The following is a 25,653-nucleotide window of genomic DNA, read 5'->3' as shown; positions in this document are numbered from 1 at the left end:
GTTTCCCTGAGGATGCCGCGAGGCGGGCCTGCGCCGCCAGTTCCCAACAGGCCAATTTTGTGGCATTTTGCGCCAAGCCTTTCGGCTGAACGTTTGCGAGGGAGGGCGCCAAGGCAATGCAGGGATCGGAGGCCGATGCCCTTCGTACGCCGGTGTCCGTGAGCTATGCGCGGGCGCTGGTGCGGGCGTTTGGCAAGACGCGCGGCGAGCGCGACGAGCTGCTGAAGGGCACCGCAATCGAGCAGGAGGTGCTCGACCAGCCCGGCGCGCACATGCCGGTGTCGTCGTTGGTGATCCTCGCCGCCAACATCACCCGCCGGCATGGCGAGCTGTGGCCGCTGTCGGCCGCGGCGGTCTGGTCGACCTCGCTGCAAGGGGCGCTCGACGTTGCGACCAGGACGGCGCCGACCATTGCGGATGCGCTGAACACCGGCGCGCGCTTCGGGTCGACCCGCGCGCCTTTCATCCGCAACCGGCTGCGCACAACGGCGCGCTCGATTCAGATTGAAATTTCCCCTGCGGTCGCCATGGATGGCGCGCTGTGGCGCGCCGTGGCGCTGGCGGTCAGCCTCAACGTGCACGCGGTGTATGCGCAGCTGCTCGAGGATGCGATCGACCAGGCGACCTTGCAGTTTCCCTGGCCACCGCCTGCGGGCGCGGAGCGGCTGATGCAGCATTATTCCTGCGCCGTGAAGTTCAACGCGGCTGCCTTCATCTTCGACGTGCCGAAGCAGTTGTGCGCGCGGCCTTCGCCGTTTGCGGATCCGGAACTGCACGCCAAGGCCATCGAAGCGCTCGAGGAGATCGAGAAGCCGCGCTCCGACACCGCGGCGCTGGCGCGGATCGTCGAGAGCCTGATTGCGGCGCGGCTGCCGCAGCGGCTCGGCGAGGACGAAGCCGCGCGCCTCGTCGGCACCTCGCGGCGGACGCTGGTGCGGCGGCTGGCGGCGGCGGACTGCGCCTTCCGGCCGCTGCTCGATGGCGTGCTGCGCGAGCGCGCCCGGACAATGCTCGCGGCCGGAACGCAGTCGCGCGACGAGATGGCGGCTGCGCTCGGCTACACCGACGCGACGAGCTTCAGCCGCGCCTGCCGGCGCTGGTTCGGCGAGAAGAGCTTGCGCGGCTAGCTCAGCGGCGCGCTTTGGCGCGGCTGTGCAGGCTCTCCACCCTTCGACATGTGATGTTGGGTGGCTGGCGGATCGTCGCGCCTGCGCTTCGAGGCCCACGCGACAAACGGGTAGGCCAGCAGCGCCAGATAGCTGGCGGGCATTGGATGATCGACGCCGAATGCCTTCGGGGCCTGCCCCTTCGGAAGGTAGGCGCTCCCGAACAGTACATCGTAGAACGAGAACAGCCCGGCGAAGTTCTTGTCTCTGGCTGCCGTCTCGCTGCTGTGGTGCCAGTGATGAAATTCCGGCGACACCAGGACGTGGCGCAAAGGTCCATAGTTCAGGCGGACATTGGCGTGAACCAGCCAGGCCTGCCAGTAGTAGACGAGCAGGTAAGTCCCGATCGCTTCCGTAGAGAAGCCGAGCGCGTAAAGCGGAAACAGCGCGCCGGCCTTCATGAACATCACGTCGAGCGGGTGCTGGTGAATCGCGGCGAGCCAATCCAGTTCCTCGACCGCGTGATGAACGGAATGGATCTGCCACATGGCGGGCACGACGTGCAGGATGCGGTGCGTCCAGTAGATGCCGAGGTCGGCGATCAGGATCACAACGGGCACTTGAACCAGATACGGAAGACCTCCGATCGCCTGCGTCACTGCCGCAGGCAGGATCGACTGATTGACCAGAATGGCCGCCGTCATGATGGCGATCACGCCGGCCAGCACCAGCCCCCCGTTGATGAACAGGAAGGCCATGTCGGTCAGCAGGCCACGCCTGAAAATCTTCTGAGGCCTCGCAGCGAACAATCGCTCGAAAGGCACGAAGATCAAAACCGCCAGCAAGAGCTGAGTCAGTCCAAATAAATCGCGCATTCAAAATGGCCGCCCTGAAATAGCGGTAGCCTACCATCGCGGCTCCCAACAGCGTCAATAGGAACGAAAGCCCAAGCCCAAGGAACGTTAAGCGGGAGCGTTAATCGGCCTCGTTCCACTTCGCCGGTGGCGGCGGGAAACCAGCCAAGTCCAACGCCGCGGATCTTCGCGGTGGGGGAGATGGCCGCGCGCTAGATCATGGCGGTGTCGACGAGCCATGCCTCGGCGTCACTCTTGCGCTCAAACAACTTGGCGTGGTGCTTGCCGCCTGCGTGGACGTCGGACGGAGGAGACCTGCCAGCGGATCAGGCCCGAGGGAAGTTTGCGCTTACGAACGGTGGCAATTGCGCTACCCTTGGCTAGCTCTTGGCCTTAAGCCTGATCTCGACCAGCAGGTGCCCCCGTTTGGGCACGTGCAGGGGGTCTCGGCTCTTTTGTCCGGCTCGTCTCCGCCAGATGCTTGCGGCGGATCAAAAGTCCTATGCAGCCGACGACCACTAACAGTGCTCCGGCGATCATGAGCCAATGCGGCAATTGCAAAGACAGCAAGAAATCCGTTGCCATTGTCACTCCAGGACATCGTACTCAAATGCTACGCCCTCAGGGTCGTTTTCCTCCAGCCATTTTTCAGCGACCTCGATCGTTGCGAAGACCTTGATGTGGTTCTCGTCGCCGACCTTTTTCGCTGTGTCCATGTAGACCCAGACAGTCTTCATCGCATCAACTCAAAAAAGTCTAACCTCGTTCAACCGCAACTTGGTGCCGACAATGTGCTCCAGCAGCATATGTCGGCTGCCAACTGTGATCCGGTTTCGTTGGATGTCGTCCTGCGCGGCGTGGTAGGCCTGCACGTCGACCGCAAACTGGCGGGCGACCTCCGGCGGGACCTCGATCGGCTTTCGGGGAATGAGCATGCCAGAGAGATAGGGACCCTGGCTTTCGTCGATAGTCGTGCGTGAGCGGTGAAAGTTTGTTGTGGCTCGCCACAGACTAATCGTGCCAGGCCGATCTGCCGGTCAGTGCATGAAAGCCACCATCAGCGCAATCGTGACCAAGACGTATGTGCTGGTAACGGTGATGCCCAGGTATAAGCGCTCCATAACGGCCTCGCTGCCTTTCAAGGTGAGGTGCCGCCCCCTCGTTGTTCATCGTAGCGCTTGCTGCGAGCCGCGAAGTTGGAATTTCGACTTACGGTGGCTCTACGGGAAGCACCATCGGGATTAGTCCTTGTGGGCCACTCCGGTTTTGCGCCGATCCCGCCTGTCGCTGACGCGCGCAATGGGCTAATTCAGCGACGGTGCATTAGGGCACCACGACTTGGAAATTGTTGCTTGCTTGCATCAAAGATCAGGACGTTCGGAATGGTCATTGGCTGGCTAACGCTGGCCTTTATTGCGTTCGCCACACTGTCCCCGATCCGGGACCGCCCCTCGTTTGCTGCCGATCCGCACGTCGAGCATTTCGCCGCGTTCGCGGTGATGGCATTAGCCTTTGTGGTAGGCTATCCCCGGCGCGCCATGCTGGTCGTGCTCTTGGTCGTTTTCAGTGCGTTCACGCTCGAAGCAATGCAATTGCTAACCCCTGACCGGCACGGCCACCTGGCCGACGCATTCTTCAAGGTTGCAGGAGGCCTCGCCGGCATCGGAGCGGGCCACCTTCTACTGCTGCTCGTTCTGCGCAACCAGTCCGGCCGGTGACTTCAACCGTTGAACTTCGCGAACGGCCAACAGCTTACGCGATCCATCGCATGGCAGTTCAAATGAGGCATTCGTTCGGAGTTTGATGCCGCGTCTACGCTCGTCCTAGCTTCGTTTCAGACGAGCGATCCTCTTGTAGTCGATCCACAATTCGACGAATTCGTGCTCGTCCAAAAAACCCTCAGCTCGGCGCTTTGCCTCTTCGTCGTCACTGCAACGAAGTTCATACGTTGCGCGTGCGACGCCGGCCGGGTCTACTCCAAATGCCACGTAAGGTTTGCGTTCTTCAATCATCTTGTCCCCATGACCTAATGGCAGTCCGATTGACGCAGCTTGGCGTCGGAAGATGTCATTGCAATCGATGAATCTCAAATAACGAAAGAGGCCGCTGGCCGCTGAACAGCGGCCTCCTGGACCCCGATTTCAAATGGACGTCTTGGAAATAAAATCGCCGCCGAAGGTCCGATATTAGTAGAGGGCAAATGCGCGACGCAGTGAAGTCCAAACACGCTCATCCACAAAGGGAACTGTTGTGACGTTGCGAGCGCGACACACTTCTGTGACCTGGGAGCGATCTGCATCGCCCGCGAATCTCGGTCAGAGCCCGAGACGGATTATCGATTCCGTGCGCGCCAGAACCGCGGAGCCATGTACGATGCAATCGGTGATCCGCGGGTTCGATATTTTGACGAGACGGCGCCGATGACGATTGGAGCGAACGCTCTATGTCGGGCTGCGCAAGGCGAGATAATGGTCCAGTCCGACGACGATGATGACTACGCGCCGCACGACGTTGATCGTGCGCTCGATTGCGCCTGATCGGATCGGGCACGGCGTATCAGCAGCGAACTTGCACGGCGAACCGCGGGCGGGATCTCAGGGTTTTCGGGTAGGGGGCTTCGGCCGAAATATCGGCATGTGGCGTTCGGCACATGTGTGCAGGTTCACAGAAGCATCGAAAACCAAGTGCTATATTGAACAAGATATTGCGGTCGTTCATATTGCTGACGGAGTCTACGATGAATTGCACGGCATCGATACAGCCAAGGTTCCTCGTTCGAAAAGGAAGCACCGACTGGATGGTCTACGATCGACAACGCAAGGGGGCGGCCCAATTGAACGATTACAGTTTGGCTGAGAAACTGACGAAGGAGCAGGCCGAGCAGATTAAGCAGAGGCTGGCGACTTGGAACCTTCAGTCTACCTGAACTAGCCCGAGACGCCCTCCGCGAAGTTGACTGCCTCGCGCCCGTGACTGTTGGGTGCGTAGACAGATCTTATGAAAGAGGAGCCGGCGCCAGGGCCTGTACGCCAGCTCCTCCGAAACGGAGACCGTAAGACGTTCCCCAAACCGGTCCCGTCCCTCTGAGAAGCCTGCGCCGATCTGCTTGCTGATTTGCTAACGGCCTCGCTCGGCTCGCCCTCGACAGGCGGCGAATGGATATCGTTTTCCGGCAGGCTGGGCGTGGGTAACCCTTAATGGCGTTGCTTAGGGGCGGAACGAGCGGCGGTATCGGAGGTAGTCTGTCGGCTCCCGGCCCTTACACCCCCACCCGGTCGGGAGTTGACAGAATGGCGACCTCGGCGTGCCGTCCGCGTCGGGGTCGTTCCTCACTGTGCACATCGCATTTCAGAACAAACGCCAAACCGCCCCGTTGCGCCCTTGTTGCGCGGAGTGATTTGAAGCGGTCGGTAAGGTCTCGATTTTTGCTCGCAGCGAGTTGAGCTTGCTCGCAACACGAAAACGATCATCCAGAACGAAATCGGTTCGTCCTAAACCATTGTACGATCGATGGAAACGATGGCGCGCTCGGAGAGATTCGAACTCCCGACCCTCGGAATCGAAATCCGATGCTCTATCCAGCTGAGCTACGAGCGCGTTGCGGGTCGATTATCAGACTTGGGCCGTCGGGGCCAGCAGGGATGGCGCGGCGTCCGGGGCGTCCCGCCAACCTTCCTTTGAACTCAGAAGCAGGGGTGCCGGCGATGATCCTGACCGATATAGGCCGCCGAACTCTGGTAGCACTTGTTGGTCGACGGACCGTCGTAATAGGCGAACCTGCCGGCGACCGGGCCAGGGCCGTAATTGTGCAGATAGCTGATGTGGTAGGGCAGGCCCCAATGCGCGTGGTGGTGGTGGCGCGGGGTGGCCGAGAGGTCGGCCGCAGCAGCCGGGGTGAGGGCCGGGATGGCCAGGGAAACGGTTACGGCGAGGGCGGCGAAAAGCTTGGTCTTGGTCATTGGCGGCCTCCTGGCATTCACGCTGGAATCGGCTTCCGCAGCCGGTCCAAGATCCTCTAATGCTTCATTTAACCCGGATTCCGGCCAAAAGCTGCGGGAAATCAGTCACAGCGCGCCAATTTTTGCCTTTTTGCGGATGCTTAACGGATTGCCAACACAGTCCGGCCAGAGTCTTGCGGTCAGGTCCGGCCGGGCCGTCTTTCCCTCGGTTTCGAACATTCCATGCGCATCACGCCCCTTGTCGCTTTGCTGCTCTCGGTTCTGGCGGTCACGCCAGCGCGAGCCGTTCTGCACATCACGCGCGACCATGGCGGCTATGTCGAGGAGTACAAGACCAAGTACAAGCAGATCCGCGACCGCCGCGAGCGCGTCGTGATCGACGGCATCTGCAATTCGGCCTGTACGCTGGTGTTCGGCATCGTGCCGCTGAACAAGATCTGCGTGACGCCGAAGGCGAGCATCGGCTTCCACCAAGCCTATTACGACAAGGCCTTCACCTTCGGCATCAAGGTCACGAGCCTCGAGGGCACCTCCGACCTGATGTCCTATTATCCCGATACGGTGAAGGACTGGATCCGCCGCAATGGCGGGCTCACCACCGAGATGAAGAAGATCAAGAACGGCGTCGATCTCTGGAAGATCGTCGATCCCTGTCCGGAAGAGTGGTAGGCGCGGACGCTCGCGCGCTCCGGACCTTCTTCCAGCGCGGCTTTGCCCGCTTGCCGCGTGCGGCCAACGCCCGCGCCCCGAAAGCGATCCACTTGCGGTCAGAATTTGGAACCGGCAGCACGGGCCATTCGTTCTGCTCATGATGCGTTCATCCTCATGATGCGATTGTGGTCCGAGCAGCGAGAGCGAGCCTCACCGCCGGAGCGGACCGGCCTCAGCTCGCACGCACAGGAGGTTGTGATGGCAACCAGGTCCAATCTTTCGAAGGCCGAACTCGCCCGCGGCGTTGCTGGCGCCGCGTCAGCGCTGGTGCTGAGCGCGCTCGTCCTGTTCGTCGCCGCACATCATCTGAGCGGCGGGTAGGCTGGGCGGCGGGTCCGCCAGGCCAAGCCCAGTCCAAGTCCATATCAGAGCAGAAAGGTCCCGATCAGGAGGCCGGCCGCAAATGCCCAGAGCCCGAGGGTGCAGGCCGATATGACCCGGACGAGATTGCGCAGATCCACGTCCTGCCAGCTGCTGTGGGATCGATACGTCAATGCAGGCACCCCCTGCGACGGCCGCCTTTGCTCTCCGCCGTGGAACTTTGTTCCTCATAGATGCCCAAATGAAGGCAACGATCGGTTGCGCCAATCACGCGTTTGCGATCCGTAGGCGCCGATCGGCGGCCTTCCTCGCCAGCCGGGACCGAAGCCGGAGCCCTTCAGGCCGCGAAGGCCGAACCGCCGCCTTGCACGATGTCGCTGAGATATTTCGCCGGCGGCTTGCCCAGCGCCTTTTTGAACATGGTGATGAACGCCGTGACGGATTCATAACCGAGCGCGGTCGAGACTTGCTGAACGCTCACACCGGCCGACAGCTCGCGCAGCGCGACGATCAAATGCAGCTGCTGACGCCAACGGCCGAACGTCAGGCCGGTTTCGCTCAGGACGAGACGCGCGAGGCTGCTTTCGCTCATGGCCACACGGTAGGCCCATTGGGCCATCGTGCTGCGATCGGATGGATCGTCGGCGAGATCAGCCGCGATCCGTCGCAGGCGCGGTTCGCCTGAGATCGGCAGATGCAGCCGCTGGATCGGCATTCGCGGCAATTCGTTCAGCAGCAATTGCGCGACGAGCGTCGCATCGCCGACATCATGCTGCATGCGATCCGAAAGCGTGACGATCAGCTCGCGGAGCAGCGGCGAGATCGACAGCGTGCAGCAGCGGTCGGGCAGCTCGGCGGCACCCGGCTCGATGAAGACGAAGAAGATCCGCGCATTGGCGGTTGCGATATTGGTATGGCGCGTGCCGCCGGGGAGCCAGACGCCGCAATGCGGCGGCACCATCCACAGTCCGTTCGGAACGCGGCACATCACGCTGCCGCCGAGCGCAAACACCAGCTGTCCCTTGCGGTGCGCATGCTCGGCCGCCTCGACCTTGTTCTCGGTGATGTCGAGGCGCACGGCGAGGGCGGGGGCCGCGACGTCGTCCGGGTCGAGGTCCGGCCAAGGATAGCGAAGCTGAAAACCCATAGCGAGGCTGAGAGCCCGAGTGACTGAATTTAGCGATCAATAGAGCAGATATGTAAATTCTTCCGGCAGCCAAGTCGATAGTTTCCGCGAGTGGGACAGCCGGGAGCATGCGATGACGATGATTGCGCCGATGCGGACGTTGGGCGGGCAGGGGCTCCTGGTCGTGGGGATCCTGCTGATCGCCTCGGCGCTCCGTGCGCCCATCACCGGCGTGGCGCCGATGCTCGGCATGATCCGCGAGAGCAGCGGGGTCAGCGCGGCGGAGGCGGGGATCCTGACGACGCTGCCCTTGCTTGCGTTCGCTGCGATTTCACCAATTGCTGCCATCCTCGGGCGCAGGTGCGGCATGGAGCGGTCGCTGTTCGGCGCGCTGCTGGTCATCGCGGCCGGGATCGCGCTGCGCTCGTCCGGTCCGGTGTGGGCGCTGTTCGTCGGCACCGCCACCATTGGTGCCGGGATCGCTGTTGCAAATGTCCTGCTGCCGAGCCTGCTCAAGCGGGACTTCCCGACCCGCATCGCCAGCCTGACGAGCGCCTACGCGATCACGTCCGCATTGGCCCAAGCGCTCGCATCTGTCGTGGCGATCCCGCTCGCCCTGTTGCCCGGATCGAGCTGGCACCTGTCGCTCGCGAGCACGCTGATCTTTCCATTGGTGGCGCTGGTCGCCTGGGTTCCGCAGCTGGGGATGCACTCGGCTCCGGCGATCGAGCATGGTTCGCCGTCGCATCGCGGGCGCATCTGGCACTCGCCGCTCGCCTGGCAGGTCACCGGCTTTCTCGGCCTGACCTCGCTGGTGTTCTACATCATCGTCGGATGGCTGCCCGCCATTCTCGTGCAGGCAGGTTATTCGGCAGCGGCGGCGGGCTCGCTGCATGGCGTCGCGCAATTGGCGACGGCGGCTCCCGGCTTGATCCTCGGTCCGATGGTCCGGCGCATGAAGGATCAGCGAGGCATCGCGATCGCGGTGTCGCTCGCGACCTGCGTCGCGCTGCTCGGCTTGTGGCAGCTTCCGTCGCTCGCGATGCTATGGGTCGCGCTGTTCGGCTTCGGAGCGGGAGCTGCCTTCATCCTCGGTCTGACATTCGTCAGCCTGAGGACTGCGCACAGCCAGCAGGCGGCCGCGCTGTCGGGCATGGCGCAATGCCTCGGCTACACGCTCGCGGCTGCGGGCCCGCCGCTCGCCGGACTTGCCCACGATGCGACTGGAGGCTGGGAGGTCGCGCTCGTCTGCTGTGCCGTCGCGACCGTGCTGATGGCCGTTCTCGGCAACTTCGCCGGACGCGCGTCAACGATCTGATGCTTGGTCTGTGCGGACATGCGGCCTGTCAATTCGGCTTCCGCACCGGCCGCGTACAGGGGATGGCGGATGGCCGTCGGTTGTATGCGATGAAGCCGCGCGCTACAGAGACGCCTGGCAAGCAAAAGCCCGGGGAAAGTGCCGTTGAGGATATCCGCCAATACGCGCATCGTGATCGGATCGACGCTTTTTGCCCTGGCGTCGAGTGCATTGCTTTATCTGGTTCCGGCGAGCCCGATCGACAGACTTCTTCTGCGCGGCACCTTTCACTTTTATCAGGGGCACGCGTTTCTCGTCCCCGTCAAATACGTGGATGGCGACATCAAGACGGCCCGACTGTATGAAGATGACAGGCTTCTCGGCCCGGCGAACAGCACCCAGCAAGAGATCATCGACCAGGGCGCCGGCCGATTTGGACTTTACCGCGATCGCTGGGGCTATTTCGGACTGGCCTTGATGTTCTCGACAAGCGACAATACCGACCCGAACACCAACGGCAGGAAGTATCACCTCAGATGACGATCGGCGCCATGCGACGATCGAATCGAGACCCGCGCGGGTCACATGAAACCCGGATTGCGCGGCAGGTACTGGGCCCAATTGCCGAATTCTCGCGACGACATCAGCAGCATGGGACACTTGATCCGCATTCCGTGCGTCATCGCGGTATCAAGCGCCGCCTTGCTCGCACCAGGCAGGAATGCCGATATCCGTGACGCGCCGCTCCCGGCCGCCAGGTACAGCGCCGTTCTCAAGGCGGGAGCGACCGCGTCCGGCTCCATGACTGCGAGCGGTCCGATATGACCACCGGCGTCCACGTAGGCGTAGCCGATCCAGTCGTTTCCGTCGTGGAGATTGAACCCGGTCGCCGCGCCGCCGTCGATCAGATAGCGATGATGCTTTTCGCGCGAGACGCCAAGGACCCACTCGTCCGCTTGCGCGAGGCGGCGCAGGGTCGAGGCCTCTGGCTTGAGCGGCGTGACGGCGTATCGCGGACCATGCAAATGACCGATCAGCTGCTCGCGCGACGCACTGACACTGTAGATGGGAAATCGCGGAAGCAGTCCGTGACGGATGTAGAGCCCCTGCGATACCATGTTGAAGCTGAAGGTGATGAGCACCCTGTTGGACGCGCCCGATTTCCCGGCGTGCTCGATGGTCCGCTTGATCAGTTCGTTGCCGATGCTCCGCCCCTGCTGATCGGGCGACACGAACAGCTGCGCCAGAAACCACATGTCGCCGCAGACCCAGCTCCAGGCGAAGCCGAGGATCCGCTCATTCTCCTCCGCCACCCAGAGGCCATCGGCATCGTCCTTCATGCAAAACAATTGGAAATTAGGCGGAGACGAAACCGCCGTCGGGCCGAAGCCGTGCCGTTCCGTGAGATCGTTGATGCTGGAGACGACGAGGGCGTCGGCGAATTCCAGATCCTGCGCGCGTGCCGGCCGGCAGACCACTGACATGGGCAGCTCCGTTGGTGGCTGGATAACGGTCAAAACCTCGCCGTGCCGGGATCGAGCCCAAGCGCCAGCCGGCCGGCGGTGACGTAATTGTTCGGACTCATTGCGACATGCTTCGCGGCGGCGCGCACATCGCCGACCGCACGCTCCAGGGCGCAGGTCTCGAAGATGGCGACGGCGCCCGCGCTGGCGGCCAGCATCTCGGTGACGGACGTCGCAGTCTCCGCCGCATGTGCGTTGGCGATCCGGATATCCGCGCGTGCCTCCACCAGCCGTTGGCCGCCCGTGTCGGTTGCGGCCATCAATTCGGTCATGGCATCGATCAGAAGCGCACGGGCGGCGCGAAGCATCGCTCTGGTCCGCCCGACCGTTGCCTGAACGATTTCGCGATCGCGGAGCGCGGTTCGGTTTCCGGAGCGGCCTTTGGCGAGCTCCGTGAACGAGGTCATGGCGCCGGACGCGATGCCGAGCGGCACCCCGCAGATGCTCCACGCGAACACCGATGACGGCGGCATGCGATAGAGCAGTCCGGGCTGGGTCGGTTGCAGCCCGAGAAAGGGATGGGCGTGAGCGGCCGGCACGAAGATATCCCGCGCCTCGAAATCGCAACTGCCGGTGCCGCGCAGTCCGGACACATGCCAGTTGTCGAGGATGGTGACATCCGCCCGCCCGAGATAGCAGCAGAGCAGCGGCGAAGCCGGATCGTCGGGCCTGACGCTGGCCAGTGCCATGAAGCGCGTCGCATGATGCGCGCCGCTGCCGAACGGCCAGCGCCCGGAAAGGCGATAGCCGCCTGCGACGGCGGTCGCCGTGCCGACCGCGCCGGTTGCGCTTGCGACAAAGGCGCGCGGGTCGGCATACCACTCACGTGCGACGGCCTCATCGAGGTAGCCGCCGATCCGGCTCATGCCGGCGCCATTGCCGACCAGCCAGCCGACGGAGCCATCGAGCGCCGACGCGGCTTCGACGACGCGCATGAACGCGAAGGGAGACAGTTCGGGTCCGCCGAGCGCTTGTGGCAGCCACAGGCGGAACAGGCCGGCGTCCGCCAGCCCGGCGAAAACCGTGTCTGGCAACCGCCGTCCGCTGTCGAACGCGTTGCGCTGCGCAGCGATGAGCGGGGCCAGCGCCTGGACGGCCTCGAGCATGCGGCAAACGTGGGCGGGGTCACCGGCATTCACTTCCGGAGCGGGACGGGCCGTCGGACCGTCCGCTTTCGCCGCATGGCCTGGATCGCGCATCGGGTTCTCCTCGAGGTTCAGCTCCGCTGCAGCCTGATCGTCCGCTTTCCCGAGGTCCTGAATCCGTTCCGAAAAAGTTGCAAAAAATGTAGTCTCCGGAGCCATGACGACGATCCACGAATTCGGTCCCTTCCGCCTCGACACCGGGGCCGAGATGCTATTCCGGGAGTCCGAACCGGTCGCGCTCGGACAGCGCGCGGTGGTGCTGCTTCGGCTGCTTGTCGAGCGGGCCGGATCGCTGGTTTCCAAAGATGCGTTGATGGAGGCGGCGTGGCCGGGGCTTGCGATCGAGGAGAGCAACCTGACCGTGCAGATCGCCGCCTTGCGCAGGGCATTTGCCGACATCGACGGAGGCGCGACCTGGATCGAGACGCTGCCGCGTCGCGGCTATCGCTACGTTGGTCCCCCGGTTGCGACGGTATCCGGGCCGAGCTCTCCTCTATCACCCGCGCCGGCGCTGTCGCTCGCGGTGCTTCCATTGTCGAATCTGAGCGGCGATCCCGCGCAGGAATATTTTTCCGACGGGATCACGGGAGACATCATCGCCGAACTGTCGCGGTTCAGGTCACTGTTCGTCGTCGCCCGTCACTCCAGCTTCGCCTACAAGGGCAAGACGCCCGAGATCAAACGGGTCGGCCGCGAGCTCGGCGTCCGCTACGTGGCCGAAGGGAGTGTGCGCAAGATCGGCAGCCATGTGCGGGTGACCATTCAGCTGCTCGATGCTGCGAGCGGCTACAATCTCTGGACCGAGCGCTACGACCGCGATCTCGATGACATCTTTGCTCTGCAGGACGAGATTGTACGGGCGATCGTCGCGGCGCTGCCGGGCCGGGTGGAGGATGCCGGCCGGGAAGTCGCCAGACGCAAGCCGACCTCCAGCATTTCCGCCTATGATCTGGTCTTACTCGGAAACGAGCGATGGCGTCAGCTGACCGTGAATGCCATGGCGCAGGCCAGGGACTATTTTCGAAGCGCCGTCGCGCTTGACCCGCAATATGCCCGCGCCCACGTCAACATCGCCTGGACCATCGTCTGTGACGTGTTTCTCGAATCACCCACCACCGCAACTCTGGACGAGGCGCGGAGCGAGATCGAGAACGCGCTCGATATCGAGGACGGCGACGCCTGGTCTCATGGCGTCTTCGCTCAGTTGCTGTTCCTGCTGAAAGATGACGCCAAGGCCGAAATCCATTTCAGCCGCGCGCTCGCGCTCAATCCAAATGATGCCGACGTCGCCGCCGTTTTCGCCAACATCCTCGTCTACTGGGGACGGTGGCGCGAGGCGCTGATGTGGATCGGGACAGCCAAGCGGCTCAATCCGTTTCCGCCCAACCTGTACCACTGGTATCACGCGCTTGCCCTCTATTCAGGGCGCGAGTACGAGCAGGCGGTCAAGGCGGTGATGGAGGCGCGGTCGTTCGACAGGTGGTCGCACGGCCTCCTTGCAGCCTGCTATGCGCAGATGGGGCGACTTGGCGAGGCGCAGGCCGAGGCTGACGCGTTCGTCAGCCAACGGTGTCGTGAACTGAATGCGATTGGCAATACCGCGCCCGCGAGAACTCTCGACCTGGCCCAGGCCAGAGCCGAACGGTATCGCAATCCCTCCGACCGCGAACATTTCCTCGATGGATTGCGCAAGGCGGGTTTCACCGGTTGACGTTCACAGCCGCTTGTTTCTCGAACCGGCGAGTTCACCTGTGCCGTGTCCGGATGCCGTCACGTCGTGCGTATCACGCCCAGTTCCTTCGAGCGCTGGAGAAGAGCCGGCCGGTAAGGCGGGGAGGGATCGTCGTCGTCGTCAGGGATGGCGCAATAGCCGAATTCCTGCTGGATGCGGTGGATCTCCATGACGCGATCGTTCAGCCGTTGCAGATGCTCGAGCGACCTGGCCTTCCAGTAGCGGAAGGTATCGAGCGTGATCGGCACGAAGGCGGTGCCGAACAGCGTCGGATCGGGCACGATGGTCCGCCCGAGCAACAAATAGCGGTCGTGACCGACGATGACGAGGGTGGCATACGGCCGCCCTTCACTCACCCTGAGGCCCTTCAGCGACAGTTCGCACAACTTGCTGAAATAGGGCTCCTCGCGCCAGCGCCCGGGATCATCGAGGTCAACCTGCACATTGAGTGTATCGAGTCCGAAATGCGGCACCATGCCCGCGGTCTCGGGAAACCAGTCATCATCGAGATGGCCTTGCAGCCAGGCGCAGCTGAATGAACGGCACTGCCGGGGACGCTCGTGGTAGATTTCGCAGCCGCCGCCCGCCAGGATGTGATTGCAGACCGTGTTGACCGGTTTGCCGAGGTCGGTGACTTCAAGCACCTTGCAGCACAGGGTGCATGATCCGCATTGTCTGACCGTCGGGGCCACGGGAAAGCCGAGGGCCCACGAGCCTTGTCGTTCGCGAACGAGCAGCTTCTGCTTCTCCAGCGCGCCCAGTGCACGCTCGACCTTGAGGCGGGACAGCCTGGTCACGCCGATAATATCTTTTGTCGTCGTCGCGCCGCTCTCGACCGCCCGAACGACGACCAACGCCACTTGGTCCATTGTTTTTCTTCTTGTCCGGCCCGTGGCCGGTTCTTCTTGTCCAGTGTTCCTGGCTGCCGGTATTAGGTGACGGCAATGCCGGTACTATCCGGAACGCGCCGCGGCCGATGGCTGCGACATTGTTCAGAAAGCGTATCTGCGAGGACAGGGGGCCGCATCCGACAAACGCGCATGGCATCCCTGAGGACAAATGGTCGTGATTGCAGCGAACGGGCATTGGGGCCGCGAGCGTCTGCAAAGTCGGAGTGGTCTCACGGACAAAGCAGCCCGACGGGGCTGAACGAGATGCAAAGCTCGGGCAGATCATGTCGTGAGAATGCGAGTGTGTGACTCGCAGACGGTGCAACACGTTCAGTGTCGTCCCTGCGAAAGCAGGGACCCATAACCACCGATGGTCAACGTTGAAGGTCGCTGGAACGACGAGTCCCTTTCACGACATTCGCCGCGGAGTATGGGTCCTGCTTTCGCAGGGACGACAGTGTGCCTGGGGTGCCAGCCCGGCGACACATAGAAAATTCGCGATTGCCGGTTGCCCCTTCTTCAGGCAATGACGGCCTGCAATGAACAAGAGCTTCGAGGAAACTGCCGCTCGTCTGGCGCCGGCGATCTTTGTCGTGCTGTGGAGCACGGGATTCATCGGCACCAAATATGTCATCAACAATGCGGAGCCGCTGACCTATCTCGCGATCCGGATGGCGTTCGTGGTGGTGGTGATGGCTGTGATCGCCGCGGTCGTACGGCCGAAATGGCCGGACCGGACAGGTGTTTTCCACAGTGCGGCGGCCGGCATCCTGGTGCACGGCTTCTATCTTGGCGGCACCGCGATTGCGATCGCGCATTCGATTCCCGCAGGGCTCTCGGCGCTGATCCCGGGCCTGCAGCCGATCCTGACCTCGACCATCGCCAACCGCTGGCTCGGCGAGCGCGTCACGCCGCTGCAATGGGGCGGGCTGGTGCTCGGCCTCGCCGGGGTCGTGCTGATCCTGCACAACCGACCGATGACGGGCGATGCGGGATGGGGCTGGCTTGCCTCCGGCGTCTCGCTGATCAGCATCACGCTTGGCACGCTGTACCAACGCCGCTACTGCAACCGGATCGATTGGCGCGCCGGCAATCTGCTGCAGTACATCGCGGTGACGATCTTCTTCGGCATCGGCGCCTGGCTGTTCGAGACCAACGTCGTGCACTGGACCAGCGAGTTCGTGCTGGCGATCGCCTGGCTGGTGTTCGCGCTGTCGATCGGCTCGATTGGGCTATTGTACTGGCTGATCCGTCATCATGCCGCGACCTCGGTCGCGAGCCTGTTCTATCTGGTGCCGGCGGTGACCGCGCTGATGGCCTATGTGCTGTTCGGCGAGCGGCTGGACTACGTCGCTATGGCCGGCATGGCGGCCTGCGCCGCCGCGGTGCTGGTGGTCAACCGCCGCGCTTAATCCTTGCTACGGATTTTTGCGTAGGCGGCGAGCGCACGTTCGCGAGCCTGCTTGTGATCAACAATCGGCGGCGGATAGGTCGCGCCGAGTTCGATTCCGGCGCTCGCCAGCTCGATAGGTGTTGCAGTCCAGGGCTGGTGGATCACGTTGTTCGAGAGCCGCGCAAGCTCCGGCACCCAGCGCCTGACATAGGCGCCGTCGGGATCAAATTTCTCGCCCTGCAGGATCGGATTGAAGACGCGGAAATAGGGCGCGGCGTCGGCGCCGGAGCCGGCGACCCATTGCCAGTTCGCCGGATTGGAGCCGGCATCGGCATCGACCAGCGTGTCCCAGAACCATTCTTCGCCGGTACGCCAGTCGATCAGCAGGTGCTTCACCAGGAACGAAGCGACCACCATCCGCACCCGGTTGTGCATCACGCCGGTGTGCCAGAGCTCGCGCAACCCGGCGTCGACGATCGGATAGCCGGTCAGGCCACGCTGCCAGGCCTTCAAGAAGAGCGCGTTGCGCTTCCACGGAAACGCGTCGAACTGCTCCTGCAGATTCCGATCCGCCATATCAGGCACATCGAACAGCAGGTGACGGCAGAACTCGCGCCAGCCGAGCTCGCTGAGGAGTTTGTCGATGTCGCTGGCAAGGCGCGGGTGCTCGGCGGCGGCGAAGCGGGCGGCGTGCCAGACCCGGCGCGGGCTGATCTCGCCGAAGCGCAGATGCGGGGAGAGGCGCGAGGTGCCGTCGCGGTCGGGCCGGTCGCGGTTGCCGGCGTAGCCGCTGATACTCGCGTCGAGGAATGTCTTCAGTCGATGGTGCGCCGCGGCTTCGCCGGGGGTCCAGCTTTCGCGCAGGCCGCCGGCCCAATCCGGCCGTGTCGGTTCGAGATCCCAATCGTCGACGGCTTCGCTCGCGATGCCGCTGATGGATGTGAGCTTCCTCGGCGCCGGCAGTGGCTTTGGCGGATCGCCGAGGCTCTGTACGCGCCGCCAGAATGGCGTGAAGACACGCAGGCCACGGTTGCCCTTGTTGCGGATCGCCTGGGGTGCGACGAGCAGGTCGCCGGCAAAAATTTGCGAGTCGATGCCGTCAGTTGCGAGCGCAGCTTCGACATCTCTGCCAACGGCTTGATGCGGCGCATGCGCGATGTCGTTCCAGAACACCGCGCGCGCATCGGTCTCGCGGGCCAGCGTGGCGATCACGGAAGCTGCCGGTCCGGTGCGCAGCACCAGCGTTCCGCCGATCGCCTCAAGGCTCTTGCGGAGCGCGCGCAGCGACTGCGCCAGCCACCATCGCGTCGCGCCACCGAGGCGGCGCACCGCCGGTGGCAGCAAGGCGCGACTTTCTTCGTCGCGGACATAGAGACCAACCACGGGCGCGCCGCGGCTGGCCGCTTCGTGCAGGGCCGGGTGATCCGACAGCCGCAGATCGTCACGGAACCAGACGATAACAGGCTGTGCGCGGGCCACCCGGACGCTGCGTGCCGGCCGTTACTTCGGCTGCGGCACGATGCGGATGTAGGGCTTCGGTTCTTTCCAACCCTGCGGATAGATCGTCTTGGCCTCGTCGTTGCTGACCGAGCCCGCGATGATCACGTCCTCGCCCTGCTTCCAGTCGGCAGGGGTGGCGACGCGGTGCTTGGCGGTGAGTTGCAGCGAGTCGATGACGCGCAGGATCTCCTGGAAGTTCCGGCCCGTGGTCATCGGGTAGACCAACACCAGCTTGATCTTCTTGTCGGGGCCGATGATGAAGACGTTGCGAACCGTCTGGTTGTCCGCCGGCGTGCGGGTGAGGGGATCGCCCGAGGTCGAGGCAGGCAACATCTCGTAGAGCTTGGAGACGTTGAAGTCGGTGTCGGCGATCAGCGGATAGTTCGGGGCCGCCCCCTGCGTCTCCAGGATATCCTCCGCCCATTTGGCGTGGCGATCCGCTGGATCGACCGAAAGGCCGATGAGCTTGACGCCGCGCTTGTCGAATTCCGGCTTCAGCTTGGCCAGCGCGCCGAGTTCGGTCGTGCAGACCGGGGTGAAGTCCTTCGGATGGGAGAACAGCAGGGTCCAGCTGTTGCCGATCCAGTCGTGGAACTTGATCTTGCCCTCGGTGGTCTGGGCCTCGAAGTCCGGTGCCGTCGCGCCAATCGGAAGTGTCATGATTTTACCTCATGCTATTGAAGTTAAAGATGAATTCGTATTTGAGGTCGTCTGTTCCAGTATAGGACGGGATCAGGCTCAAGTGAACGGGTTCATGAAAAAGGTGAGATTGTTCTCAAAACGGGGGAATTCCAAGCAACTTGTTTTGATCCATCCTCCTGCGGTGAAATATCAGATGCAGCACAAAAGCTTGGAAATGCCTAGATAAAGCCGCTTATCGCCGTCATCACGCCGGCCCTGGCTGCTATAGGACTGAACCGTGACAGCTTTTAAAGCGACCAAATAGCAACCATCTAAAAATCTCGGAACCCAAGTTCCGAATCATTAACCACTCGTTTACGCCCGCATGGAAAAGCTGGCCTCAGATAGGAATTGAAAGCTCCCACAATGTCTACCCCAAGTACCAAGACCGCTGAGGCTCTCAGCGGTGCGTTGTCTCCATCCTGCCGCAAGACCGCCGCCCATGCGCTGACCATCGTGCGCGACGGCGTGATCACCGGCGAAGGCCCGACCACCAAGGGCCGTATCCATTTCTCCCGGTCACTCGATGCCGATGACGCTGCCTGGTGCGCGCGCATCCTGACGGCGGCTGCGGTCGAGCATCAGCCGGTCAGCCGGGCCGAGATCGAGGCGCTGTTCGCGATCAACGAGGCTGCTGCCGAGCGTAGCGATGCCGGCCGGTTCGACGACCTGCTCGCCAAGGCGATCGCCCATCATGCCGCGTCCGAGTCCGGCCTGCCGGTGCCGCCGCGCACGGTGGCGCTGTCGCCGGACACGAACATCGACCGCTGGGCGCCGACGCAGGGCACCAAGATGGACACCAAGGTCCTGGAATGGATCGCGGGCCGGATGCGCGGTCAGCGCCGTACCGGTCGCGCGCTCGCGGCGATGGTGGCGACGCTGGTCGGCGCGACTGCGCTGCCGCTCGCGGCGCAACTGCCCAACGTGTTCGACATCGGGATGATGTGACCATTCGGGATGATGCGTGCATCATCCCGAATCAACGGCTTCAAGCGAGAGCGGCGGGGATCACTTCCCCGCCGCTCTCTGTTTGCCGTCGCTCTCCTCGAGCCCGAGCGTCCGGCCGGGGAACCCGGCGACGTCGAAATAGCGGGTCGAGAGCACGCGCTGGAATTTCAGCACGGTGCGCAGGCCGTTGGCCGAAGGCTTCTTCGACATGATGGTGCCCTCGGCCATCTTCGGCACGATGCCGTTCGGCAGCGCCTCCGACATCACCCGGCCGATCAGCCCGCCATTGTTCGGCGCGCGCAGGCCGAGCAATTGCGCCGCGGTCATGCCGACATCGGCGTTGCTGACCGGCAGCGGATCGACATAGCCCGCTTTGAAGTCGGGGCCGATCGCGGCGGTGAAGTTGTAGGTGTCGCCGCGGCTGAAGCTGCCATGCATGCCCTGGCCCTGGCGCAGCACGGTATCGGCGATCTGCACCGAGCAGTTGGTCGGGATCTCGCAGCCGCTTGACCAGGAGCGGAAGTTGACCACGATCGACGGGTTCGGCGTCACCGCCTTGCCCTTCAAATTGAGGTTCGACATCGGCAGCGTGCCGGGGAAGGTGCCGAGCTTGTCGTCGACGAACAGGCCGCTGACATAGTCCTGCTCGAGCAGCGCCTTGATCACGCGGTCGGCGAGCTTCTTGTCGCGGTTCGGCAGATAGATCAGGTCCGAGCCGCCATTGGTCGCTATCACGACGTCGGGCTTGGTCGGGTCCTGGCCGAGCACGCCGTTGCCGGCCTTCGGATGGGCATTGTCGGCGACCTTGGCATTCTTGTCGTTGGGGTCGAACAGCGGCAGGTTCAGCGCCTTGGCGAGATCGATCGCCAGAAAGCCCATCGGCAGGAAATCCTTCGGCGTGTCGTCATAGGCGATCTTGGCCGAGGGGCTGGTCTTGCTCTCCTTCGAGATCGTCGAGAAGCCGTGGTCGGAGGAGACCATGATGTTGGTGTTGGCGGAAAGCCCAAGCTCGTCGAGCGCCTTGCGGAGTTGGGCGAGGTTATTGTCGGCATTCTTGATGCCGGCCATCGAGGTCGGGCCGTTGATGCCGGGCGTGATGGTGTTGAGGCTGTCGCCGGTGTTGTGCTGGCTGCCATCCGGATCGCGCGACCAGAACACCAGCACGAACGGCTTGTTGCGGGCCTTGAACATCGGCAGCACGACCTTGGTCGCGACATCGGCCATGTAGGCCTGCTGCGCGACGTTGGCGACCGTGGTGCCGGGAGTCTTGGCGTCGCCCGCCTTGGCATTGTCGCCGCGGCTCGGGGTGGCGAGCGGCAGGCCGGCCTTGGTCAGCGCGTCCTGCATCTCGTCGGAGAGCGGCACGCCGGTCTTGCCGCCAGTGGAATCATCGACCACGATCGTGTTCTTGCCGCGATCGGTGTGGTCGAACAGCAGCGTCGGGCCGACCTTGCCGATGGCGGCGGTGCTGAAGCCCTGGCCGCGGGCCATCTTCAACAATGTCTCCTCGTTGAGGTAATCGCCATTGAAGTGATCGTCGATATCGGCGAGCACGGCGTCGTTCTCGATGAACGGGACCACGGTGTCGCCGGCAGGCGCCGAGGTGTAGCCGGTATAGATCGTGTTGGAGAAGGTGCCGGTGTCGCCGAGATAATGGCCGGTCGACAGCGCCGAGCTGTTCGCCATCGTGAAGGTCGGGAACAGCGAATGCGAGTTCTTGAAATGGACGCCCTTGTCGCGGATCTCGGCCATCGCGGGCGCCGTCTGCGGCGTCACGATACCGCCGCGCAGGCCGTCGGGGACGAACAGGATCAGGTTACGGGGTTTTGCATTTTGCGCGGAAGCGGCGCCGGCTGAAAGCGCGATCACGCTCGCGGACAGTAATGTAATGGCACGGCGCATTTTATATTCCCCCTGATGAAGCCCTGCGGCAGCCCGCCGCCGCCTTCGTTTAGTTTTGCCATATGACAGAAATGTTACAGCGCCTGCCGGGCGCTGTAACTGTCGGATTTTTCTTGGCGATGGTCATTCCGCGGGCTGAACCGCGGTTCTCTCATTGCGCGCAGCGCTGCCGGCATGTCCGTACCGTGCATAGAGCGCGGGTAGGACGGCGAGCGTCAGCAGGGTGGCGCTGATCAGGCCGCCGATCACGACGGTGGCGAGCGGCTTCTGCACCTCGGCGCCGGTGCCGGTGGCGAAGGCCATCGGCACGAAACCGAGCGAGGCCACCAGCGCGGTCATCACCACGGGCCGGAAGCGGGTGAGGGCGCCTTGCTCGATGGCCTCCCGCATCGGCACGCCGCGCTCGCGCAATTGCCTGACGAAGCTCAGCATCACGAGCCCGTTCAGCACCGCAACGCCTGATAGCGCAATGAAGCCGACCGCGGCCGAGATCGAGAACGGCATGCCGCGCAGCCACAGTGCCGCGATGCCGCCGGTGAGCGCCAGCGGCACCGCACTGAACACCAGCAGCGCATCGCGGGCCGAGCCCATCGCCGCCAGCAGCAACAGGAAGATCATCGCAAAGCAGGCCGGCACCACGACGGCAAGGCGCTGGCGCGCCGCGGCGAGATTTTCCGACTGGCCGCCCCAGGTCATCCAGTAGCCGGGCGGCAGCTGCACCGATTGGGCGACCTTTGCCTGGGCTTCTTCGACCACCGAGCCGAGATCCCGGCCGCGGACATTGGCGGTCACCACGATGCGGCGCTTGCCGTTCTCGCGGCTGATCTGGTTCGGTCCCTCGGTGAAGGAGAATTGTGCGACGCGGTTGAGCGGCAGGCTCTGCACTGGCGAACTCGGCGTTGCCTTCGGCAAGGCGACCGGCAAATTGCTCAGCGCCTCGAGATCGGAGCGCACGCTCTCCGGCAATCGCACCACGATGTCGAAGCTGCGATCGCCCTCGTAGACCACACCGGCATCCTGGCCGCCGACCGCTGCACCGATCACGTCCTGGACCTCGGAGACGTTCAGGCCCCGCCGGGCAATCGCCGCCTTGTCGACCTTGATCTCGAGCACCGGCAGGCCGCTGGCCTGTTCGACCTTGACGTCGGTCGCACCGCGCACGCCGCGCATCGCAGCGGCGATCTGGTTGGCGGCCTTCTGCATCGGCTCGAACTCGTCACCGAACACCTTGACCGCGATATCGCCGCGAACGCCGGCGAGCAGTTCGTTGAAGCGCATCTGGATCGGCTGGGTGAATTCATAGACGTTGCCCGGCAGGCGGCCGACCGCCTTCGAGATCTCCTCGATCAACTGCTCCTTGGTCAGCGATGGATCCGGCCACTGCGCGCGCGGCTTCAGGATGAGGAAGGTATCGGACGCGTTCGGCGGCATCGGGTCGCTCGCCACCTCCGCGGTGCCGGTCTTGGAGAAGACGAACGACACCTGCGGGAAGCGGCTGACGGCCTTCTCGACCGAGAGCTGCATCGCCTGCGACTGCGACAGCGCCGTGCTCGGAATTCTGAGCGCGTGCATGGCGATGTTCTTCTCGTCGAGCGAGGGGATGAACTCCTGGCCGAGCCGGAAGAACCCGAACAGGGCGGTCGCGAACAACACGACCGCCACGGTGATGACGGGCACGGGCGTTGCAACCGCGCGCCGGAGCAGCGGGCTGTACCAGCGCTTTAATGTGGCAACGAGCCAGTTCTCCTTCTCCTGGACGCGGCCGGTGATGCCGATCGCGATCAGCGCCGGAACCAGCGTCAGCGAGAGCACGAAGGCGGCGGCGAGCGCCAGGATCACGGTCAGCGCCATCGGCTCGAACATCTTGCCTTCGACGCCGGTGAAGGTGAGAAGTGGCACATAGACCAGCAGGATGATGGCCTGGCCGTAAAGGCTCGGCTGCACCATTTCCACGGCGGACGCCCGCACCGTCGCCAGCCGCTCGTCGCGCGTCAGCACGCGGCCGAGCGCGTGCTGCTTCTCGGCGAGGTGACGCAGGCTGTTCTCGGTGATGATGACAGCGCCGTCGACGATCAGGCCGAAATCAAGTGCACCGAGGCTCATCAGATTGGCGCTGATGCGGCCCTGCCACATGCCGATGGCGGTCATCAGCATCGCGATCGGGATCACCAGTGCCGTGATCAAAGCCGCGCGGAAATTGCCGAGCAACACGAACAGCACCGCGATCACCAGCAGCGCACCTTCGCTGAGGTTGCGCGCCACGGTGCCGATCGTCGCATCGACCAGCTGGGTGCGATCCAGCACCGTCTCGACCTCGACGCCCGCCGGCAAGGAGGGCGTGATCGCACGCAGCTTGGCGTCGACTGCTGCCGACACCGTGCGGCTGTTGGCGCCGATCAGCATCAGTGCGGTGCCGACTACGACCTCGCGGCCGTTCTCGCTGGCGCTGCCGGTGCGCGTCTCGCCGCCGATCGAGAGCGATGCGAGGTCGCGAATCCGGACCGGGACACCGCCGCGGGTGGTGACGACGACGGCGCCGAGCTCCTCGATGTTCTCGAGGCGGCCGCCGGACCGGACCACGAATCCTTCGCCGTTGCGCTCGATATAGCGCGCACCGCGGCTGACATTGTTGCTCTCGATCGCCTTGGCGACGTCGGCAAAGGTAAGGCCGAGCGCGATCAGCTTCGCCGCATCGGGCTGGACCTGATACTGCTTGAGGTAGCCGCCGATCGAATCGACGCCGGCGACACCCGGCACCATCTTGATCTGCGGCTTGATGATCCAGTCCTGTACTGTGCGCAGATAGGCGTCTTTCTCAACCTCGCTTTGCAGCACCTGGCCGTCCGCCGTGAGGAAGCGGCCGTCGCTCTGCAGGCCCGGCGCGCCGTCGGTCTGCACCTTCTGGCCGGAGTAATGCACGGTCCACATGTAGATTTCGCCAAGACCTGTCGTGGTCGGGCCAATCCGCGGCTCGATACCCTGGGGCAGGCGCGCGCGAACCTCGGTCAGGCGCTCGCCGACCTGCTGGCGGGCGAAATAGATATCGGTGGCTTCGCTGAACACCGCCGTGATCTGCGAGAAGCCGTTGCGGGAGAGCGACCGCGTGCTCTCCAGCCCCGGCGCGCCCGCCAGCGCCGTCTCGATCGGGAAGGTGATCTGCTTCTCGATTTCCGCCGGCGACAGCGCCGGGGCGACGGTGTTGATCTGGACCTGCTTGTTAGTGATGTCGGGCACTGCGTCGATCGGCAGCTTGGTCAATGCGAGGCCGCCGAGGAACATCAGGACCGCTGCCAGTGTGACGACAACCCAGCGCCGCTGGATCGCCAGACCGATGATGCGCTCAATCATGGCCGTGCTCCGCTTCGTCCTTCTCGACCTCAGCCTTCAAGGTGAAGGTGTTCTGCACCGCGATTGTCTCGCCGGCGGCAAGACCCGCGACGATTTCGATGTCGTCATCGTCCTCGCGACCGGTCCGCACCGACCTCGCCTCGAAGCCGTCAGCATCGCGCACGAATACGGTCGGCGTCCCCTTGATGGTTTGAATGGCCTTCTTCGAGACCATCACGGTCGCTGGCGCGCCTGACAGCGGGATCTCCGCGGTGACGAAGGTGCCCGGTTTCCAGCGGTGATCCTTGTTGGGCATGGTCGCGATCACGCGGGCGTTGCGGGTCTCGCGGTCGAGCAGGGGGCTGACGAAGATCACGCCGGCACTCGCTTCATCCTCGGTGCCGATGGCGCGGATCTTGACCGAAACGCCTTCGCGGACTGCGCCGATGTCTTCAGGCGAAACCGCGAGATCAACCCAGATGTCGTCGAGATTGACGATGACGTAGAGCTCGCTTTCCTGACCTTCGCGCCCGATCAGTCCGCCGAGATCGACACGCCGTTCGGACACCCGGCCTGAGATCGGCGCGCGCAGGAACTGCGTGCGCAGGCTTTCGGGCGGCTGGTTGGGCAGATCAGCGATCTCGCTTTCCGACAGACCCAGCGCAAACAACTTCTGCCGCGCGCCGTCGAGCTTGATCTGGGCGTCGTTGGCGGTCAGTCGCGTGCGCAGGAACTCGTTTTCCGAGACGATGCGGGTCTCGACCAGCGTCTTCTGTCGCGCGTAGAGCGTCTGCTGCAGGTCGTTGGTGAGCCGCGCGGCGAGGTATTCGCTCTTGGCGTCAGCCACCTCACGGCTTTCGATCGCAGCGACGATCTCGCCTTTCTCGACCACGTCGCCGAGACGCTTGCGCAGTTCCGTGACCGTCGCGAGCACGCGCACCGAGACGCGGCCGATGTGGTCGGCGTCGGGGATCAGCGATCCCGGCGCGAGGAAATGCCGCTTCAGCATGCCGCCGCTGGCCGGTGCGAGCGTGATGCCAGATTCACGAATCTGGTCTTCGCTTAGCTCAATATGTCCGGGGGCCTCATGCGTGGCCTCGGCTTTCGGTGGACCTGCGGTCGCCGTCTCCTGCGTCGTGGCCGGGAACTTGACCGGCCAGCCGACCCATCCGGCCGCAACAACGACCAATGCGATGCCGGCGGCTACGCCGGCGAAAAATAGAACAACCCGTTTCATA

Annotated in this window: 22 protein-coding genes and 1 tRNA gene; 9 read left to right on the top strand and 14 right to left on the bottom strand. The window is 63.7% G+C overall.

The annotated features are described in order from the left end of the window. The first annotated feature begins 116 nt into the window (after nt 1-116). Nucleotides 117-1,127: an AraC family transcriptional regulator gene (locus Q0030_RS34230; protein WP_298377528.1), complete on the top strand. Its 1,011-nt coding sequence runs from the start codon at nt 117-119 to the stop codon at nt 1,125-1,127. Here the strand turns inward: Q0030_RS34230 and Q0030_RS34225 are convergent. The 3 genes from Q0030_RS34225 to Q0030_RS34215 form a co-directional block, all read right to left on the bottom strand. Beyond that, entirely contained in the window at nt 1,124-1,981 is an 858-nt protein-coding gene (locus Q0030_RS34225; RefSeq protein ID WP_298377525.1) for a sterol desaturase family protein, read from the bottom strand. The two genes, Q0030_RS34230 and Q0030_RS34225, sit on opposite strands and share 4 nt — an antisense overlap. A 566-nt stretch (nt 1,982-2,547) precedes the next feature. After that, a complete protein-coding gene (locus Q0030_RS34220) occupies nt 2,548-2,697 on the bottom strand; it encodes a hypothetical protein (protein ID WP_298377522.1) in 150 nt (49 codons plus the stop codon). Nucleotides 2,698-2,706: 9 nt separating this feature from the next. Beyond that, nucleotides 2,707-2,895 carry a hypothetical protein gene (locus tag Q0030_RS34215; RefSeq protein ID WP_298377519.1) on the bottom strand — a complete coding sequence of 63 codons (189 nt, stop codon included), beginning with the start codon at nt 2,893-2,895 and terminating at the stop codon, nt 2,707-2,709. Between the two features lie 447 nt (nt 2,896-3,342). Between Q0030_RS34215 and Q0030_RS34210 the strand changes: the two genes are divergently transcribed. Beyond that, the gene (locus Q0030_RS34210) at nt 3,343-3,678 is read left to right on the top strand and encodes a VanZ family protein (RefSeq protein WP_298377516.1); all 336 of its coding nucleotides are present in this window, start codon (nt 3,343-3,345) and stop codon (nt 3,676-3,678) included. 1,802 nt (nt 3,679-5,480) lie between these two features. Here the strand turns inward: Q0030_RS34210 and Q0030_RS34205 are convergent. Further along, a tRNA-Arg gene (locus Q0030_RS34205) sits at nt 5,481-5,557 on the bottom strand. An 86-nt stretch (nt 5,558-5,643) separates the two neighbouring features. Next, nucleotides 5,644-5,919, bottom strand: a complete 276-nt coding sequence (locus Q0030_RS34200) for a hypothetical protein (RefSeq protein ID WP_298377513.1) — start codon at nt 5,917-5,919, stop codon at nt 5,644-5,646. A gap of 222 nt (nt 5,920-6,141) precedes the next feature. On the opposite strand from Q0030_RS34200, the gene Q0030_RS34195 reads away from it, so the two are divergent. Further along, nucleotides 6,142-6,588, top strand: coding sequence for a hypothetical protein (locus tag Q0030_RS34195; protein WP_097675141.1), 447 nt, complete (start codon nt 6,142-6,144; stop codon nt 6,586-6,588). Between the two features lie 240 nt (nt 6,589-6,828). Beyond that, nucleotides 6,829-6,951 (top strand): hypothetical protein, encoded by a 123-nt coding sequence (locus Q0030_RS34190; protein WP_256459054.1) that lies wholly within the window; start codon nt 6,829-6,831, stop codon nt 6,949-6,951. 337 nt (nt 6,952-7,288) lie between these two features. On the opposite strand, the gene Q0030_RS34185 is transcribed toward Q0030_RS34190, so the two are convergent. Then, the gene (locus Q0030_RS34185; RefSeq protein ID WP_298377501.1) at nt 7,289-8,098 is read right to left on the bottom strand and encodes a helix-turn-helix transcriptional regulator; all 810 of its coding nucleotides are present in this window, start codon (nt 8,096-8,098) and stop codon (nt 7,289-7,291) included. Nucleotides 8,099-8,210: 112 nt separating this feature from the next. Between Q0030_RS34185 and Q0030_RS34180 the strand changes: the two genes are divergently transcribed. Next, nucleotides 8,211-9,395 carry an MFS transporter gene (locus Q0030_RS34180; RefSeq protein WP_298377498.1) on the top strand — a complete coding sequence of 395 codons (1,185 nt, stop codon included), beginning with the start codon at nt 8,211-8,213 and terminating at the stop codon, nt 9,393-9,395. Between the two features lie 144 nt (nt 9,396-9,539). After that, nucleotides 9,540-9,914, top strand: coding sequence for a hypothetical protein (locus Q0030_RS34175; RefSeq protein ID WP_298377495.1), 375 nt, complete (start codon nt 9,540-9,542; stop codon nt 9,912-9,914). A gap of 41 nt (nt 9,915-9,955) precedes the next feature. On the opposite strand, the gene Q0030_RS34170 is transcribed toward Q0030_RS34175, so the two are convergent. Together Q0030_RS34170 and Q0030_RS34165 are read right to left on the bottom strand one after the other, a co-directional pair. Continuing rightward, nucleotides 9,956-10,891 carry a GNAT family N-acetyltransferase gene (locus Q0030_RS34170; protein WP_363323527.1) on the bottom strand — a complete coding sequence of 312 codons (936 nt, stop codon included), beginning with the start codon at nt 10,889-10,891 and terminating at the stop codon, nt 9,956-9,958. After that, the gene (locus Q0030_RS34165) at nt 10,888-12,096 is read right to left on the bottom strand and encodes an acyl-CoA dehydrogenase family protein (protein ID WP_298377491.1); all 1,209 of its coding nucleotides are present in this window, start codon (nt 12,094-12,096) and stop codon (nt 10,888-10,890) included. The genes Q0030_RS34170 and Q0030_RS34165 overlap by 4 nt, the downstream gene beginning before the upstream one ends. Nucleotides 12,097-12,199: 103 nt before the next feature. Here Q0030_RS34165 and Q0030_RS34160 point away from each other — a divergent pair, with 103 nt between their 5' ends. Then, nucleotides 12,200-13,753, top strand: a complete 1,554-nt coding sequence (locus Q0030_RS34160) for a winged helix-turn-helix domain-containing tetratricopeptide repeat protein (RefSeq protein WP_298377488.1) — start codon at nt 12,200-12,202, stop codon at nt 13,751-13,753. A gap of 59 nt (nt 13,754-13,812) precedes the next feature. On the opposite strand, the gene Q0030_RS34155 is transcribed toward Q0030_RS34160, so the two are convergent. Continuing rightward, a complete protein-coding gene (locus Q0030_RS34155) occupies nt 13,813-14,643 on the bottom strand; it encodes a YkgJ family cysteine cluster protein (RefSeq protein ID WP_298377485.1) in 831 nt (276 codons plus the stop codon). A gap of 560 nt (nt 14,644-15,203) precedes the next feature. On the opposite strand from Q0030_RS34155, the gene Q0030_RS34150 reads away from it, so the two are divergent. After that, nucleotides 15,204-16,076 carry a DMT family transporter gene (locus Q0030_RS34150; RefSeq protein WP_298377482.1) on the top strand — a complete coding sequence of 291 codons (873 nt, stop codon included), beginning with the start codon at nt 15,204-15,206 and terminating at the stop codon, nt 16,074-16,076. Here the strand turns inward: Q0030_RS34150 and Q0030_RS34145 are convergent. Together Q0030_RS34145 and Q0030_RS34140 are read right to left on the bottom strand one after the other, a co-directional pair. Continuing rightward, on the bottom strand, nt 16,073-17,536 hold the full coding sequence (locus Q0030_RS34145; protein ID WP_298377479.1) for a deoxyribodipyrimidine photo-lyase: 1,464 nt from the start codon (nt 17,534-17,536) through the stop codon (nt 16,073-16,075). The two genes, Q0030_RS34150 and Q0030_RS34145, sit on opposite strands and share 4 nt — an antisense overlap. A gap of 21 nt (nt 17,537-17,557) precedes the next feature. After that, on the bottom strand, nt 17,558-18,217 hold the full coding sequence (locus Q0030_RS34140) for a peroxiredoxin (RefSeq protein ID WP_298377476.1): 660 nt from the start codon (nt 18,215-18,217) through the stop codon (nt 17,558-17,560). Nucleotides 18,218-18,604: 387 nt separating this feature from the next. On the opposite strand from Q0030_RS34140, the gene Q0030_RS34135 reads away from it, so the two are divergent. After that, entirely contained in the window at nt 18,605-19,186 is a 582-nt protein-coding gene (locus Q0030_RS34135) for a hypothetical protein (protein WP_298377474.1), read from the top strand. 60 nt (nt 19,187-19,246) lie between these two features. Here Q0030_RS34135 and Q0030_RS34130 read toward each other — a convergent pair whose 3' ends face one another. From Q0030_RS34130 to Q0030_RS34120, 3 genes are all read right to left on the bottom strand, one after another. Beyond that, the gene (locus tag Q0030_RS34130) at nt 19,247-21,088 is read right to left on the bottom strand and encodes a nucleotide pyrophosphatase/phosphodiesterase family protein (protein ID WP_298377472.1); all 1,842 of its coding nucleotides are present in this window, start codon (nt 21,086-21,088) and stop codon (nt 19,247-19,249) included. A 123-nt stretch (nt 21,089-21,211) separates the two neighbouring features. Beyond that, nucleotides 21,212-24,436 (bottom strand): CusA/CzcA family heavy metal efflux RND transporter, encoded by a 3,225-nt coding sequence (locus tag Q0030_RS34125; RefSeq protein ID WP_298377469.1) that lies wholly within the window; start codon nt 24,434-24,436, stop codon nt 21,212-21,214. Next, complete coding sequence (locus tag Q0030_RS34120; RefSeq protein ID WP_298377466.1) at nt 24,429-25,652, bottom strand: efflux RND transporter periplasmic adaptor subunit; 1,224 nt, start codon at nt 25,650-25,652, stop codon at nt 24,429-24,431. Before Q0030_RS34120 ends, Q0030_RS34125 begins: the two co-directional genes overlap by 8 nt. Nucleotide 25,653 lies beyond the last annotated feature (1 nt).

The organism is uncultured Bradyrhizobium sp., assembly GCF_947648125.1.
Taxonomy (GTDB): domain Bacteria; phylum Pseudomonadota; class Alphaproteobacteria; order Rhizobiales; family Xanthobacteraceae; genus Bradyrhizobium.
The sequence above is the reverse complement of the archived record's forward strand: the minus strand, read 5'-3'. Positions and strand labels throughout refer to the sequence as shown.